A 14,537-nucleotide genomic window follows, 5' to 3' on the forward strand; every position below is an offset into this window, starting at 1 on the left:
CATGACATCGATCACCGACGACACCCAGCCGATCACCCCGCGCGCCGTGCGCGACGAGATGATCGTGTTCGTCATCATGGCGGCGCTGCTCGCCATCGTGCCGTTCACCGGGCTGTACCCGTTCTTCGTGATGCAGGCGCTATGCTTTGCGCTGCTCGCCTGCGCCTTCAACCTCCTGATCGGCTATGGCGGCCTGCTGTCATTCGGCCACGCGATGTTCCTCGGCACTGCCGGCTATTGCAGCGCGCATGCGCTGAAGGTGTGGGGGCTGCCGCCGGAGCTCGGCATCCTCACGGGCGTCGCCGGATCGTTCGTCCTGTCGGTGATCACCGGCTATATCTCGATCCGTCGCCAGGGCATCTATTTCGCGATGATCACGCTGGCGCTCTCGCAATTGCTCTACTTCATCTATCTGCAGGCGCCGTTCACGCATGGCGAGGACGGCATCCAGGGCATTCCTCAGGGCCGGATGTTCGGCATCCTCGACCTGTCCAAGCCGACCGTGCTCTATTATGTCGTGCTGGCCGGCTTCCTGGCCGGCTTCCTCATGATCTTCCGCACCATCAACTCGCCGTTCGGGGAGGTGCTGAAATCGATCCGCGAGAACGAGCAGCGGGCGATCTCGCTCGGTTACAAGACCGACCAGTACAAGCTGCTCGCCTTCATCCTGTCCGGCACGCTGGCCGGTCTCGCCGGGGCGCTGAAGGTGTTTGTTGCCCAGAATGCGTCGCTGACCGACGTCGAGGTGGCGATGTCGGGACAGATCGTGCTGATGACGCTGGTCGGCGGGCTGGGTACGGTGTTTGGACCGGTGGTCGGGGCCTTCGTCATCGTGGGCATGCAGCAATATCTGGCCGGGTTCGGCCAGTGGGTGACGGTGATCCAGGGCGTCATCTTCGTGTCCTGCGTGCTCACCTTCCGCCGCGGCGTGATCGGAGAAATCGCCCACCTGCTCAAGCGATCTCTCTAAGCCATTGATCTAAAAAGAGATCGGCGAAAGGGCAGAAAGCGGTGGATGATCCCGCCGCCGCTTCTGCTGCGGCGTGATCCGGAGTATGACACTTCCGTGACGGGCCAGCCCTGGCCCGTTTCGGAATGGATGGATCTCGTCCCATGCTGAACTGGTTTCGCGCCGTCCTCCCCAAGGAGGAGCGGTTTTTCGATTTGTTCGCCCGCCACAACAAGGTGGTGATCCAGGGCGCGCATGCGCTGCAGGACATGCTCAAGGGCGGCGACGACGTGCTGACCCATTGCCAGCGCGTCAGCCAGTTCGAGAACGAGGCCGACAACATCACCCGCGAGGTGCTGACCGCCGTCCGCCGCACCTTCATCACCCCGTTCGACCGCGGCGACATCAAGAACCTGATCACCTCGATGGACGACGCGATCGACCAGATGCAGCAGACGGCCAAGGCCGTGGTGCTGTTCGAGGTCAAGGAGTTCGAGCCGACGATGCGCGAGATGGGCACCTTGCTGGTCGACTGCGCCAATCTGATCGGCCGCGCGCTGCCGCTGCTGCAGGCGATCGGCCAGAACGTGCCGATGATCACCGCGATCACCGAGGAGATGACCAAGCTCGAGGGCCGTGTTGACGATCTCCATGACATCGGGCTGAAGGAGCTGTTCCTCAAGCACCGCAACGCCAACACCATGGACTTCATCGTCGGCGCGGAGATCTACGACCATCTGGAGAAGGTCGCCGATCGGTTCGACGACGTCGCCAACGAGATCAATTCGATCATGATCGAACAGGTCTAGGGTAGGGCCGCGCCGTGGACGCTCAACTCGGCCTTCCCATCCTGGTCGGCCTCATCGCCGTCGCGCTCGCCTTCGACTTCCTGAACGGCCTGCATGACGCCGCCAACTCGATCGCGACCATCGTCTCGACCCGGGTGCTCCGGCCGCAATATGCGGTGTTCTGGGCGGCGTTCTTCAATTTCGTCGCCTTCGGCGTGTTCGGGCTGCACGTCGCCCAGACCATCGGCACCGGCATCATCGATCCGACCATCGTCGATGCGCAGGTCATCTTCGCCGCGCTGGTCGGAGCGATCGTCTGGAACCTCGTCACCTGGGCGGCCGGCATTCCCTCGTCGAGCTCGCATGCGCTGATCGGCGGCCTGGTCGGGGCCGGGATCGCCAAGGTCGGGATCTCGGCGATGGTCTGGAGCGGGCTGTCGAAGACGGTGCTGGCGATCGTGCTGTCGCCGCTGGTCGGCCTCGTCCTGGCGATGATCCTGGTCGCGATCGTGTCATGGGCCTCGGTGCGCTCGACGCCGTTCGCGGTCGACCGCGCCTTCCGCATCCTGCAATTCGCCTCCGCCTCGCTGTACTCGCTCGGCCATGGCGGCAACGACGCTCAGAAGACGATGGGCATCATCGCGGTGCTGTTGTACTCGCAGGGCCATCTCGGCGAGCATTTCACGGTGCCGTTCTGGGTGGTGCTGTCGTGCCAGTCGGCGATGGCGCTGGGCACCCTGATGGGCGGCTGGCGCATCGTCCGCACCATGGGCCTTCGCATCACCAAGCTGAACCCGATGCAGGGCTTCTGCGCCGAGACCGGTGGCGCCATCACGCTGTTCCTGGCGACGTTCCTCGGCGTGCCCGTCTCGACCACCCACACCATCACCGGCGCCATCGTCGGCGTCGGCGCCGCCCGCCGCGCCTCGGCGGTGCGCTGGAACGTGGCCGGATCGATCGTCTATGCCTGGATCTTCACGATCCCGGCCTCGGCCATCGTCTCGGCGCTGAGCTTCTGGCTGGTGCAGGTGCTGAGGCACTGACCCGGCGATGGCCCAATCTTTGGACGGGGGCCTCATGGTTCGAGACGCGCCGCAAGGGCGGCGCTCCTCACCATGAGGATCTAGATTGGCCGTGGCTTCCAGGTCTGGCCACACATTCCGCCCTCGTCCTGAGGAGCGCGCCACTTGGCGCGCGTCTCGAAGGACGGCCGCGGGCGGGGTTGCCAGCCCCGGCGCGCCCATGGGTCCGGCCGGTTAACTCCCCGGTTGGAGTTGCGGTGCAAAACGCCTATATGGAGGGCGCGCGGCGGCCGTGAGCCCGCGCTTTCCCGTACATCGCCATTCTCCGGCCCCGAAACGACGTCTGCCGCCTCATGTCCGATACTGCCGTCACGACCGAACAGCCGTCCCGCTCGCCTCTGTCCGACGAGGTGGCGCGCCGGCGTACCTTCGCCATCATCTCGCACCCGGACGCCGGCAAGACCACGCTGACCGAGAAGCTGCTGCTGTTCGGCGGCGCCATCAATCTCGCCGGTCAGGTCAAGGCCAAGGGCGAGCGCCGCAACACCCGCTCGGACTGGATGAAGATCGAGCGCGACCGCGGCATCTCCGTGGTGACCTCGGTGATGACCTTCGAGTTCGAGGGGCTGGTTTATAACCTGCTGGACACGCCGGGCCATGAGGACTTCAGCGAGGACACCTACCGCACGCTGACCGCAGTCGACTCCGCGGTCATGGTGATCGACGCCGCCAAGGGCATCGAGGCGCGCACGCGAAAGCTGTTCGAGGTCTGCCGCCTGCGCGACATTCCGATCATCACCTTCATCAACAAGATGGACCGCGAGAGCCGCGACATCTTCGACCTGCTCGACGAGATCGAGAAGACGCTGGCGCTCGACACCACGCCGATGACTTGGCCGGTCGGCCGCGGCCGCGATTTCATCGGCACCTATGACGTCAGGGACGGCGGCGTGCGCCTCCTGGAAGGCGGCGGCGCCAAGACCGGCGCGGCGCAGCAGATCGCGATCTCCGACCTCGGCAAGCTCAACGCCAATCTCGACATGGGCCAGATCACCGACGAGCTCGAGCTGGTGAAGGAAGCCTGCAAGCCGTTCGAGCTCGACGCCTTCCGCGAGGGCCATCTGACGCCGGTTTATTTCGGCAGCGCGCTGCGCAATTTCGGCGTCGGCGATCTCCTGGAAGGTCTCGGCCGCTACGCGCCGTCGCCGCGCGCGCAGGACTCCAATCTGCGCAAGGTCGACGCGGCCGAGCCGCGCATGAGCGCCTTCGTGTTCAAGATCCAGGCGAACATGGATCCCAACCACCGCGACCGCATCGCGTTCGCGCGGCTGTGCTCGGGCAAGCTCAACCGCGGCATGAAGGCCAAGCTGGTGCGCACCGGCAAGACCATGCCGCTGTCGAGCCCGCAATTCTTCTTCGCCCAGGACCGGTCGGTCGCGGACGAAGCGTTCGCCGGCGATGTCGTGGGCATTCCCAATCACGGTAGCTTGCGCATCGGCGACACGCTGACCGAGGGCGAGGATCTGACCTTCGTCGGCGTGCCCAGCTTCGCCCCGGAAATCGTCCGCCGCGTCCGCCTCACCGATGCGATGAAGGCGAAGAAGCTGAAGGAAGCCTTGCAGCAGATGTCGGAGGAGGGCGTCGTGCAGGTGTTCCGTCCGCGCGACGGTGCGCCTGCGCTGGTCGGCGTTGTCGGCCCGCTGCAGCTCGACGTGCTCAAGGCACGGCTCGATGCTGAGTATTCGTTGCCGGTCGAGTTCGAGATCTCCGAGTTCTCGCTGGCGCGCTGGATCTCCTGCGACGACAAGAAGAAGCTGGAGGCATTCATCGCCTCCAACAATTCCGGCGTTGCCGACGATGTCGACGGCGACCCGGTGTTCCTGGCCAAGAACGAGTTCTATCTCGGCTACACCAAGGAGCGCGCCGAAGGCATCGTGTTCTCCAACGTCAAGGACGTGAAGAAGAAGGCGTAAGCCGGCTTTCTCGTCCTTGGTACTATCGGTGTCGGCCGAACACCTCGAGCACCCGCACCAACTGCTGGTGTCCTTCGGCGCCAACCTTGTCCATCAGCCGCCGCTCGTGCTCCTGCACCAGACGGTCGGCATGCGCGAGGAGCGCGGTGCCGGCTTCCGTCAGGTGCAAGGCATGGGTGCGCCGGTCTGACGACGGCAAGCGTTCGAGCAGCCCTCGCGACTGGAGTTCGTCGAGCGGCGGAATGATCCCGGAGCGGCCGATGCCGAGCACCTCCGACAGCGCCATTTGCGACAGCCCGGGATTGTCGCGGACAATCACCAGGATCGAGTATTGCGCGGGGCGGAGGGCCAGCGGCGTCAGTGTCGCGTTGAAATCCTCAAAAACCCAGAGCTGCGCCTGCCGGATCAAATAGCCAGCAAGGCCCGTCAGCCCAGCCACGTTGATCTCGGGGCGCTGTTTGCCGGCCTCGAGGGCCAGGGAGCGTCGTCGGGGACGCGAGAGTGCACGATTCAAGGTGAGTTGGGTCCAATGCGCCAATTTGCCCCTCATAGCTGATGCCGGGAGGCCACACATTCCCTTACTGCGCAATCACTTCGAAATCGAATGTCGAATTGTTCTTGACGTGAACAGTTCATGCAGTGAACATTCTTGCAACAAGAGCGACGATATGACGCGCCGGTGCCGGGGGAAAGGTATTTCTTGCGGGTCTCCTCACCTGTCGCTGCGGCGTGCCTAGAACGCGATCAACGCGTCGACGCTCGTGAGGGGAGAGTGAAATGCTGAGCTTGGCTGGATGGGGCAGGTCGAACGGCGCCGACGGCGTGTCGACCAAGGACGAGTCGATCAAACATCAGAGGCAAATCCGGTCGAGCGGGACTTCATCGCGCCGCTGCTGTGTCATGGCTGCCGCCGTTGCGGCAGCCGGCCTCGCTTGTAGTGTGGTCGATGCTTCGGCCCAGACCTATACGCCGATCGCCATCGTTCCGAGTCCGGATGTCTATTCCTACCTCCAGCAAAATCCATCTGTTCAGGGGGTGTTCGGCCCCAAAGTGACAGGCCAGTTTACGAGCCTGACAGTGTTTGGCGACAGCTACGCCGATTGGGGAAACGCACTGCGGGCCGGGTCGGCTGCCCCTCCGAGCGGCCGCTACAGCGCGGGGCTGTCGATGGCGGATGCCCTGCAATTCCACTACGGTCTTCCGACCTCATCGGTCGCCAACTACGCGACGGGGGGCGCGATGAGCGGCGATACCAATGTCGGAAACCTGTTCGGGCCTCCCGTGCCGGTGCTGCCCGGCACGGGCACCGAGATCAGGACGTTCCTCGCGGCCGGCGGACATTTCGGCCCGCGAGATCTCGTCGACATCACCACCGCCGGCGGTAATGACGGCGTGCCCATCCTGTTCAATCCGGCCATCACGCAGGCCCAGATGAACACGGCTGCTGCGCAGACCACGGCCAATATCCTGTCTGACGTTCAGCAACTCGTCCAGGTCGGCGCACGCAACCTCGCGATCTTGTCGGTTGGAGACCTGTCCTATTTGCCGATCGCCGCCGGCAACCAGAACATCCACTACTTCCAATCCACGTTGACGCAGATGGAGCAGGCCAGCCTGGCGCCGTTGGCGCGCTCCGGCATTCGCATCTTCTTCTTCGATCTCGCGACCTTGACGCAGAGGGTGGTCGCCAATCCCTCGCTCTACGGGTTCACCAACGTCACCACGGCTTGTACGGCGGTGCCGTCCTGTGTCGGAGGCTCGGTCGCGGCCCAGAACCAGTTCCTGTCCTATGATGGCCTGCATTTCACGACCGCCGGCTTTGCGCTGATCGGTCGCTACCAGACCAATCAGATCGATGCGCCGTTGACCGTAGCGCCGCAGGGAGACGTCGCGATGTCGATCGCGACCGGTTTCGCGGGCTCGGTGTTCGGACATCTCGATGCCTATCGGAACGTCCTCAGCACGGCCCATGCGATGAACGCGATGGCGGCGGACATGCCGGCCAAGGCGATCCGCGCCGCTCGAAGCAGCGTGCAGAGCCAGTGGTCGGTTTATGGCGATGCCGCTTATGCTGGAGGGAGCCGCGACTCTCAGCAGTCCCTATCCAGCTACAACTACAATTCGGTCGGCGGATGGATCGGGCTGGATTATCGCCTTTGGCCTGATCTGCTGGTCGGCGGGCTGTTCAGCTATGCCCAGCCGAACGTCAATCTCGCCGTGCAGAACGCCCATGAGAAGATCGACGCCTACCAGATCGGCGGCTACGCCTCCTACAGCCGCGCCAACTGGTTTGCGGACGCGCTGATCGCCTACGGCCGCCAGGCGATTGCCACCGATCGTCAGGGTGTGATCGATGTCATCCGCGGGTCGACGCAAGCGGACACGTTCACGGTCGCTGCGCGCGGCGGCTATCTCTGGGATCTCGGCGCGTTGCGCGTGGGGCCGATCGGCGGCTTGTCCTACACCAATGCGCAAGTCGCAGGCTATACCGAGACCGGAGACATCCTGCTCACCAACATGGTGAGCCGGCAGACTCTGGAGAGCCTGACCGGAAGCGCCGGCGTGCAGTTTCGTGCGCCGTTCGCTGCAGGCGGAGCCTTCTATAATCCCTACCTGAACTTGACCGTTGAGCATGATTTCCTGGGCTCGGCGCGCACGCTGATCACGACCCTGGTGACGACGCCCTTGCTGCCGGTGTTGACGCCGATCGACGGACGCACGGATACTTACGGGAAAGTCGCCGCCGGTCTGGCCGCGGCGATCACTGACAAGGTCAGCGTGAATCTCGGCGTGGTCAGCACGTTCGCCCGATCCGACCGCAACGACTATGGCGTGAACGGCGGACTGAAAGTCGCGTTCTGAGCGTTGCTCCGAAGATGCTGGCGATGAGTGACGAGAGTTCGTCGCCGGCAATCGCCTTGCGTCCGGTGGTTGGTACGCTACGCTCTCCTTCGAAAACAATCGGGGGAGAGCGACATGCAGGCGGAATCCTTTGGCCGTGTTGTCCGGCGTCACGCGGCCGGGCTGTTAGCTGTTTGTTGCGTTGCGGCTGCCGCGATCGGAGCAGCCGCAATCGGAACAGCCCATGCCGCCGAGGTGGTCGCGCTCGGCGCCAGCAATACCTACGGCAAGGGCGTCAACCGCGGCGAGGATTTTCCGGCCCAGCTCGAGGCGATGCTGCACGGGAAGGGCCTCCGGGTCAGCGTCGCCAATGCCGGCATCAATGGCGACACGACCGCGGGCATGCTGTCGCGTTTCGACAGCGCGGTCGATGGATCCACCCGTGTCCTGCTTCTCCAGCCTGGCGGCAATGATGCCCGCAAAGGCGTCGGCGACCAGCGCGCCGGCAACATCGGCGCCATCATGGCCAAGGCCTCGCAACGCCGGATCAAGGTCGTGATGGTCGAGAACGGAATGCTGCGCGGCCTGCCGCACCAGGTCGACGGCCAGCACCTGACGCCGGACGGTTATCGCATGCTCGCGGCATCGCTGCTCCCACGCGTCATGGGCGGCCTGCGCAAATAGCGCGGCGGAGACATGGAGTGCTGAGCGGCCGTCTCACAACTCGATGATCCCCCGCCTTGCCGCGTGCGCCACCGCATCCGTGCGCCCGGTGGCGTCGAGCTTGTCGAGCAGCGAGCCGACATGGAATTTTGCGGTGTGCACGGAGATGCCGAGGCTGCGCGCGATCTCCTTGTTCGAGCAACCCTCGGCCATCAGCGCCAGGACGTCGCGCTCGCGCGCGGTGAGCTGAAAGGCGTCGCTCGCTTCGCTGCGATCCGCATCCTTCTCGCTCGCATCTCCGCTGCTCTGCGCGACGACCGCGACATCGGCGCTGTCACCGGGGGCGACCAGCCGCAACCCGGCGACGCCACCGAGCAGCGCCGCCAGCCGATCTGCCAGATCGGCATCGTCGATCGCGATGGCGATCGTGATCGGCGTGCTGCTCTCCGCGCTCACGCGGGCCGCTCGCCGATGGTCAGGGCGAGTTGCCGCGGCTCACCGCTGCGCAGCGCCGCGATCTCGACCACGGCGCCGACGCTCTCCGGACCGAGCTCGCGCATCAAGGCGCGCATGCCGCGGAAGGGCTCCTTGTTGAGCGCGGTGATGACATCGCCCTGGCGCAGGCCGGCGATGGCGGCAGGCCCGTTCTTGTCGATGCTCATCACCATCGCGCCGAGGCCGTCATCGATCCGGACCGGCTGCAACCCCGCGCCGAGATAGCCGCGGGCGATGCGGCCGTGGGTCGCGAGCTTGGTTGCGACGCGCGTGATGGTGGCCGTCGGAATGACGAGCGTGCGGCGCGGTCCGCGCACGGCCATGCCGATCGCCCGCCCAGTCGCGTCGAGCACGAGGCCGCCTTCGGAGCTGTGCCGCAGCCGTGTGTCGAGCTCGATCCGCGCGTCGATGTCGCCGCCGCGCAGGCTGCGCCAGGAGCCGGCGGACTTCGACACCATCGTGAGCGCCGCGACCGGTGTCCCCTGATCTGCAGCCGTGATGACGGCGAGCGATCCGAGCGGCGGAACGTCGGTCGTGAGTGGCGCAGCCGGCACGTCCTTGCCATCAAAGCGGAGCAGGGCGATGTCGGTGGTGTGATCGCGCCCGACGATCGTGGCCGGCCGAGCGGCGCCATCGGCGAAGACGAGCGAAACCTCGCCCTCGTCGGCCAGGGCCTCGTCGGCTGTGACGACGAGGCCCGGCTTCCAGTGGAAGCCGGAGGCCCGCGAGCGGTGCGAATGGACGGAGACCAGAGACGGCGAAGCAGAGGCCACCGCGGCGGAGAGCGCTGACGACAGCGCGGAGAGGGCAGAAAGATCGGACATCGTGAGCTCCATCGGTTGAAACCAATGTGGAGCGTCGATGGTCGTTTCGGAACTCCCCAGGTGGGCAGGCGCCGTCGTCGGCAGTTCGACTCAGATCGTCGTGCGCGCCTTCGGCAGCGGAAATGCGAGATCACCGTGCTTCGATGTCTTCAGGCCCAATCCGACCAGCGCCTCGGCGAAACGCACCGCGGCAGCCACGCCATCGATCACGGGAATGCCGAGCTCGTTGGAGAGGTCATGTGCGAGATCGGCCATGCCGGCGCAGCCGAGCACGATGGCGCCGATGCCGTCCTCGCGCAGCGCCGCCCGGCATTCGCCGAGCAGGGTGCCGCGCACATTGGCCTCGGGCTTGTCGAGATCGAGCACGGCGACATCGACCGCACGGACCCTGCGGCAGTGATGCTCCATGCCGTAGTTGCGCACGAGGTGCTCGGCGATCACCTTGGTGCGCGACAAGGTCGTGACGACGCTGAAATGGGTCGCGACGAAGCTCGCGGCATGCATCGCCGCTTCCGCAATTCCGAGCACCGGCACGGCGGATATCTCCCGTGCCGCCAGCAGGCCGGGATCACCGAAGCACGCGATCACGTGCGCGTGGCAGCCCTCCGCGTCGCCGGCCTCGACCTCCTTGAGCATGCCGACCGCCGCGATCGCCTCGTCGTAATGGCCTTCGATCGAGGCGGCGCCGAACCGCGCGGTGCGGCCAACGATCCGCGTAGTCGGACTCGCGCTGGCCTGCGCGGCCTTCGCAATCAGCTCGGTCATCGTCGCGGTCATGTTCGGGTTGATGACGTTGATCACGGTCTCGCTGAGGCGGCTCATCGTTGCATCCGTCTGGTGTCGGTCCTGCCGTGTTCTAGCCGAGTTCCGCGGGCACGGTCGAGAGCCGTTCAGCCGGCCGGAACGCACGGATGTGAACGGGATTGAGCTTGCGGATTTCGTCGCCAGACCCAGTTCTGGCATCATCCATCCCGAGTGTCCCATGCTGCGCATCGTCGTACTTCTCCTGCTGATGCTGGCCACCCCGGTCACCGCTGACGCGCGCCGGCGCCAGATCAATCCGGTGCCGTTCGCACACACGCCATGCAGCGTGCTGGACGAGCAGCCATGCACGCCGTCGTTCTGCAGCGTGTACGGCCCTTGGCCGTGCATCCCGGAGATGAACTATCCTTATGGCCAGAACCTGCAGCTGACCATCGAGAGCAAGCCGGCCAAGGACCAGGCGGCCAAGTATCAGAAGCCGGACCATGATCTCGACACCATCGGCGATCTGTTCGCCGCGCTCCGCTCCTGCTGGACACCTCCAGCGGAGGACAGCGCCCGCGCCGGCATGCAGATGACGGTCCGCTTCAGCTTCAAGCGGACGGGCGACATGATCGCGCCGCCGCGCGTGACCTTTGCGACATCGGCTGCGTCGTCCGATACCCGCGCGACCTACCTCAAGGCGATCAATGCCTCGCTCGACGCCTGCCTGCCGCTGAAGTTCACCTCCGGGCTCGGCGGCGCGCTGGCCGGCCGGCCGATCGCCATCCGCTATGTCGACAACCGCGACCTGGGCAAGACGTCGCAGCAGCAATAGTTTTGTCGCGATGCTCTGTCGACCGCCGTCATTCCTGGGCGTCAGCGTCGAACCCGGAATCCCGACATGGTCTGCAAAGAACGCGAGCCAAGCTCCAGGCTCCGCGCTCGGCTCTGCGAGCCGCCCCGGAATGACGGGCGGGTGGGACAAGGCGGCTCACTTCGAGAGCCGGTCACGTTGCGAGGCGGCCCCCGAAGATGATACCCAGTTCCCCGCGAGTTGCGTGCACGAGAGGGGGACGCCGTGGGACTTCTGGTGATGGTGGTGGGGCTGGTGCTGTTTCTCGGTGCCCATGTGTTCACGACCCGGCGCGAGGCCCGGGCGCAGGTCATCGCGAAGCTGGGCGAAGCGCCTTATAAGCTGGTCTACACCGTCGTGGCGCTCGCAGGTCTCGCGCTGATCGTGTGGGGTTTTGCCGAGTACCGCAACGGCGGCGGCTGGATCCAGGTCTGGACGCCGCCGAAGGCGCTCAAGCACATCAATCTCGCTTTGATGCTGCCGGCGGTCATCATGGTCGTCGCCGCCTATATCCGCGGCCGCATCTACACCACGCTGAAGCATCCGATGCTGGCGGGCGTGAAGCTGTGGGCGTTCGGTCATCTGCTCGCTAACGGTGACCTAGGCGGCATCATCCTGTTCGGCTCGATCCTGGCCTGGGCCGTGTTCGACCGCATTTCCTTGAAGCGCCGCGCGGATGCCGGCGGACCGCCAATACCCGTCGGGGGCGTGGGTAACGACGTCATCGCGGTGGTGGTCGGCATCATCGTCTATGCGGCGCTGGCTTTTGCGTTCCATCCCGTCGTGCTCGGCATTCCCGTCATCGGCAATTAGCGGTTCTCGGCGGCCGCGTTCTGCCGGACAATTGCGCGCCGCCCGGACCGGGCGGTGCACGTGACCGGTCCCAACCGGCAAACGACAAGAACAGTTCAGGGGAGGCGATCCGATGCAGTGGTCGCAGCATGCCGCAATCACGCCGATGCGGCGTGAGCAGCGTTTCGGCGATCGCGTGGTTCCGCTGTTTGCGGAGCGTCCGGCCAGCATTTGGGACATGGTCGAACAGGCCGCCGCGCGGAACGGTCAGGGCGAAGCGCTGATCTGTGGTGAGCAACGCCTGTCGTGGCGTGAGGTCGCCGACGCTGCGGCGCGCATTGCCGGCGGACTACAGGCGAGGGGACTGCAGAAAGGCGACCGGCTGGCGCTACTGCTCGGTAACCGCATCGAGTTCGTGCTGACGCTGTTCGCCGCCGCCAAGCTCGGCTTGATCACCGTGCTGTTGTCGACCCGGCAGCAGACCCCGGAGATCGCCTATGTGCTGAACGACTGCGGCGCCCGGCTGCTGCTGCATGAAGCGACGTTGGCTGAGCGGCTGCCGGCCGCCGCCGAAACGCCGGAGTTGCTGGAGCGCATCGCGGTTCACGACAATCCGGCACGCTCCGGCTTCGCTGCGCTCGCCGGCCACGCGCCTCATGTTGATGAGATCGTTGTGGGCGAAGAGGACACGGCGATGATCCTCTACACCTCGGGCACCACGGGCCGGCCGAAGGGGGCGATGCTCGCGCATTGCAACATCGTGCATTCCTCGATGCTCTATCAGACCTGCCTCGGGCTGACGCCATCCGATCGCTCGATCGCTGCGGTGCCGCTCGGCCATGTCACCGGCGTGGTCGCCAACGTCACCAGCATGGCGCGCTGCGCCGGCACCTTGATCATCATGCCGGAGTTCAAGGCCGGCGAATATCTCAAGCTCGCCGCGCGCGAACGCGTGACCTACACCGTGATGGTCCCGGCGATGTATAATCTCTGCCTGCTGCAGCCCGACTTCGACAGCCACGATCTGTCGTCCTGGCGGATCGGCGGCTTCGGTGGCGCGCCGATGCCGGTGGCGACGATCGAGAGGCTGGCGGCGAAGATCCCCGGGCTCAGGCTGGTCAACGCCTACGGCTCGACCGAGACGACCTCGCCCTCGACCCTGATGCCGCCGGATCTCACGGCCCGCCACATCGACAGCGTCGGATTGCCCTGTCCAGGCGCCAGCATCCTGGTGATGGACGCGCAGGGCCGGGAACTGCCGCGCGGCGAGATCGGCGAGATCTGGATCGGCGGCGGGCAGGTCATCAAGGGCTATTGGAACAGGCCGGAGGCGACCGCCGAAAGCTTCACCGCCGGCTACTGGCATTCCGGCGATCTCGGCTCGATCGATGCCGATGACTTCGTCCGGGTGTTCGACCGCCAGAAGGACATGATCAATCGCGGCGGGCTGAAGATCTATTCGGCCGAGGTCGAATCGGTGCTGGCCGCTCATCCGGCCGTGATCGAGAGCGCGATCGTCGCCAAGCCGTGCCCGGTGCTCGGCGAGCGGGTCCATGCCGTTGTGGTAACGCGGGAGCCGATGAGTGGCGAAGCGCTGCGCCGCTGGTGCGCCGAACGGCTTTCGGACTATAAGGTCCCGGAAACCCTGACCGTGACCGCGGACCCCTTGCCGCGCAACGCCAACGGCAAGGTGATGAAACGGCAGTTGCGCGAAGGCTTGGGGGCATGATAGCCGCCGTCGACCGCTGTGGCAGGCCGGGACGGGCAGTAACGCTTTGATTCGGCTGGACTCGCCTTGCCACCGCCATACCGATACGGTATCGGCGCCAGCGTGCGGGCAACGGGCGGCCCGCGCGGCACTTCAACATCATTCGCGCGAGCTCGCGGCGAATCTGACGGGATGTCATTAAGTGTCTGAATTCATTGATGAGGTCGACGAGGAGGTCCGTCGGGAACAGCTTAAGAAGCTGTGGGACCGCTACTCGCTCTTGATCATCGCCGTCGCGGTTTTGATCATCGCGGGCGTCGGCGGCTGGCGCGGATACCAGTACCTCGAATCCCAGAAGGCTGCCGAGGCGGGCGCGGCCTTCAACAAGGCCATCGAGCTGTCGGAGCAGAACAAGCACGCCGAGGCTGAAAAGGCCTTTGCCGATGTCGCCGCGACCGCCCCATCGGGATACCGCATGCTGGCCCGCTTCCACCAGGCAGCCGAGGCCGCGGTGCGCGACAAGGCGGCTGCCGTGAAGCTCTATGACGAACTGGCGGCCGATCGGAGCATCGGCGCCGAGCAGCAGTCGATGGCGCGCCTGCGCGCCGCGGGCCTGCTGGTCGATACCGCGCCCTATGCCGACCTGAAGCCGCGCCTCGAAGGCGAGGCTGCGGCCGGCGCGCCGTTCCGTCATGCCTCTCGCGAGCTGCTGGCTTTGTCGGCCTGGAAGGCCAACGATGCCGCCGCGGCCCGTCAATGGCTCGACATGATTGCCCTGGATGGTGAGACCCCGCCGGGCTTGCGCTCCCGCGCCGAGGCGCTGCAGGCCTTGCTGCCTGCCGTCGCCAAGAGCTGATCCAGGAGCTGATGGTGCGCCGATCGCAA

14 protein-coding genes are annotated in these 14,537 nt (G+C 65.6%); 10 read left to right on the plus strand and 4 right to left on the minus strand.

The genetic code is table 11. The annotated features are described in order from the left end of the window. Nucleotide 1: 1 nt before the first annotated feature. The 4 genes from NLR35_RS00500 (at nucleotide 2) to NLR35_RS00515 (ending at nucleotide 4,732) form a co-directional block, all read left to right on the plus strand. Nucleotides 2-970 carry a branched-chain amino acid ABC transporter permease gene (locus tag NLR35_RS00500; RefSeq protein WP_257164608.1) on the plus strand — a complete coding sequence of 323 codons (969 nt, stop codon included), beginning with the start codon at nucleotides 2-4 and terminating at the stop codon, nucleotides 968-970. Nucleotides 971-1,113: 143 nt separating this feature from the next. Next, complete coding sequence (locus tag NLR35_RS00505; protein ID WP_035648421.1) at nucleotides 1,114-1,758, plus strand: DUF47 domain-containing protein; 645 nt, start codon at nucleotides 1,114-1,116, stop codon at nucleotides 1,756-1,758. 14 nt (nucleotides 1,759-1,772) lie between these two features. Beyond that, nucleotides 1,773-2,780 (plus strand): inorganic phosphate transporter, encoded by a 1,008-nt coding sequence (locus NLR35_RS00510; protein WP_257164609.1) that lies wholly within the window; start codon nucleotides 1,773-1,775, stop codon nucleotides 2,778-2,780. Between the two features lie 332 nt (nucleotides 2,781-3,112). Continuing rightward, on the plus strand, nucleotides 3,113-4,732 hold the full coding sequence (locus tag NLR35_RS00515) for a peptide chain release factor 3 (protein ID WP_257164610.1): 1,620 nt from the start codon (nucleotides 3,113-3,115) through the stop codon (nucleotides 4,730-4,732). Nucleotides 4,733-4,754: 22 nt separating this feature from the next. On the opposite strand, the gene NLR35_RS00520 is transcribed toward NLR35_RS00515, so the two are convergent. Further along, a complete protein-coding gene (locus NLR35_RS00520) occupies nucleotides 4,755-5,270 on the minus strand; it encodes a MarR family winged helix-turn-helix transcriptional regulator (protein ID WP_257164611.1) in 516 nt (171 codons plus the stop codon). Between the two features lie 362 nt (nucleotides 5,271-5,632). Here NLR35_RS00520 and NLR35_RS00525 point away from each other — a divergent pair, with 362 nt between their 5' ends. Both NLR35_RS00525 and NLR35_RS00530 read left to right on the plus strand, forming a co-directional pair. Further along, nucleotides 5,633-7,594 carry an autotransporter domain-containing protein gene (locus NLR35_RS00525; protein WP_257164612.1) on the plus strand — a complete coding sequence of 654 codons (1,962 nt, stop codon included), beginning with the start codon at nucleotides 5,633-5,635 and terminating at the stop codon, nucleotides 7,592-7,594. 114 nt (nucleotides 7,595-7,708) lie between these two features. Next, nucleotides 7,709-8,257 (plus strand): GDSL-type esterase/lipase family protein, encoded by a 549-nt coding sequence (locus NLR35_RS00530; RefSeq protein ID WP_257164613.1) that lies wholly within the window; start codon nucleotides 7,709-7,711, stop codon nucleotides 8,255-8,257. A gap of 33 nt (nucleotides 8,258-8,290) precedes the next feature. On the opposite strand, the gene NLR35_RS00535 is transcribed toward NLR35_RS00530, so the two are convergent. From NLR35_RS00535 to NLR35_RS00545, 3 genes are all read right to left on the minus strand, one after another. Further along, the gene (locus NLR35_RS00535) at nucleotides 8,291-8,692 is read right to left on the minus strand and encodes a helix-turn-helix transcriptional regulator (protein ID WP_257164614.1); all 402 of its coding nucleotides are present in this window, start codon (nucleotides 8,690-8,692) and stop codon (nucleotides 8,291-8,293) included. Continuing rightward, nucleotides 8,689-9,555 (minus strand): S1C family serine protease, encoded by an 867-nt coding sequence (locus NLR35_RS00540; protein WP_257164615.1) that lies wholly within the window; start codon nucleotides 9,553-9,555, stop codon nucleotides 8,689-8,691. The genes NLR35_RS00535 and NLR35_RS00540 overlap by 4 nt, the downstream gene beginning before the upstream one ends. A 90-nt stretch (nucleotides 9,556-9,645) precedes the next feature. Then, entirely contained in the window at nucleotides 9,646-10,377 is a 732-nt protein-coding gene (locus tag NLR35_RS00545) for an aspartate/glutamate racemase family protein (RefSeq protein ID WP_257164616.1), read from the minus strand. A gap of 160 nt (nucleotides 10,378-10,537) precedes the next feature. Here NLR35_RS00545 and NLR35_RS00550 point away from each other — a divergent pair, with 160 nt between their 5' ends. From NLR35_RS00550 to NLR35_RS00565, 4 genes are all read left to right on the plus strand, one after another. Continuing rightward, nucleotides 10,538-11,134 carry a hypothetical protein gene (locus NLR35_RS00550; RefSeq protein ID WP_257164617.1) on the plus strand — a complete coding sequence of 199 codons (597 nt, stop codon included), beginning with the start codon at nucleotides 10,538-10,540 and terminating at the stop codon, nucleotides 11,132-11,134. A gap of 243 nt (nucleotides 11,135-11,377) precedes the next feature. Beyond that, the gene (locus NLR35_RS00555) at nucleotides 11,378-11,965 is read left to right on the plus strand and encodes an NnrU family protein (RefSeq protein WP_308773613.1); all 588 of its coding nucleotides are present in this window, start codon (nucleotides 11,378-11,380) and stop codon (nucleotides 11,963-11,965) included. Between the two features lie 112 nt (nucleotides 11,966-12,077). Then, a complete protein-coding gene (locus tag NLR35_RS00560) occupies nucleotides 12,078-13,673 on the plus strand; it encodes a class I adenylate-forming enzyme family protein (RefSeq protein WP_257164618.1) in 1,596 nt (531 codons plus the stop codon). Between the two features lie 181 nt (nucleotides 13,674-13,854). Beyond that, nucleotides 13,855-14,508: a tetratricopeptide repeat protein gene (locus tag NLR35_RS00565; RefSeq protein WP_257164619.1), complete on the plus strand. Its 654-nt coding sequence runs from the start codon at nucleotides 13,855-13,857 to the stop codon at nucleotides 14,506-14,508. Nucleotides 14,509-14,537: the final 29 nt, after the last annotated feature.

It is taken from the genome of Bradyrhizobium sp. SRS-191 (genome assembly GCF_024586915.1).
In the GTDB taxonomy this organism is placed as follows: Bacteria; Pseudomonadota; Alphaproteobacteria; order Rhizobiales; family Xanthobacteraceae; genus Bradyrhizobium.

Excerpts from the sequence above, each read along its gene's own strand:
- NLR35_RS00505 (WP_035648421.1), top strand. The coding sequence starts at position 1,114 with ATGCTGAACTGGTTTCGCGCCGTCCTCCCCAAGGAGGAGCGGTTTTTC.
- NLR35_RS00500 (WP_257164608.1), top strand. The coding sequence starts at position 2 with ATGACATCGATCACCGACGACACCCAGCCGATCACCCCGCGCGCCGTG.
- NLR35_RS00550 (WP_257164617.1), top strand. The coding sequence starts at position 10,538 with ATGCTGCGCATCGTCGTACTTCTCCTGCTGATGCTGGCCACCCCGGTC.
- NLR35_RS00525 (WP_257164612.1), top strand. The coding sequence starts at position 5,633 with ATGGCTGCCGCCGTTGCGGCAGCCGGCCTCGCTTGTAGTGTGGTCGAT.
- NLR35_RS00530 (WP_257164613.1), top strand. The coding sequence starts at position 7,709 with ATGCAGGCGGAATCCTTTGGCCGTGTTGTCCGGCGTCACGCGGCCGGG.
- NLR35_RS00515 (WP_257164610.1), top strand. The coding sequence starts at position 3,113 with ATGTCCGATACTGCCGTCACGACCGAACAGCCGTCCCGCTCGCCTCTG.
- NLR35_RS00545 (WP_257164616.1), bottom strand. The coding sequence starts at position 10,377 with ATGAGCCGCCTCAGCGAGACCGTGATCAACGTCATCAACCCGAACATG.
- NLR35_RS00540 (WP_257164615.1), bottom strand. The coding sequence starts at position 9,555 with ATGTCCGATCTTTCTGCCCTCTCCGCGCTGTCGTCAGCGCTCTCCGCC.
- NLR35_RS00560 (WP_257164618.1), top strand. The coding sequence starts at position 12,078 with ATGCAGTGGTCGCAGCATGCCGCAATCACGCCGATGCGGCGTGAGCAG.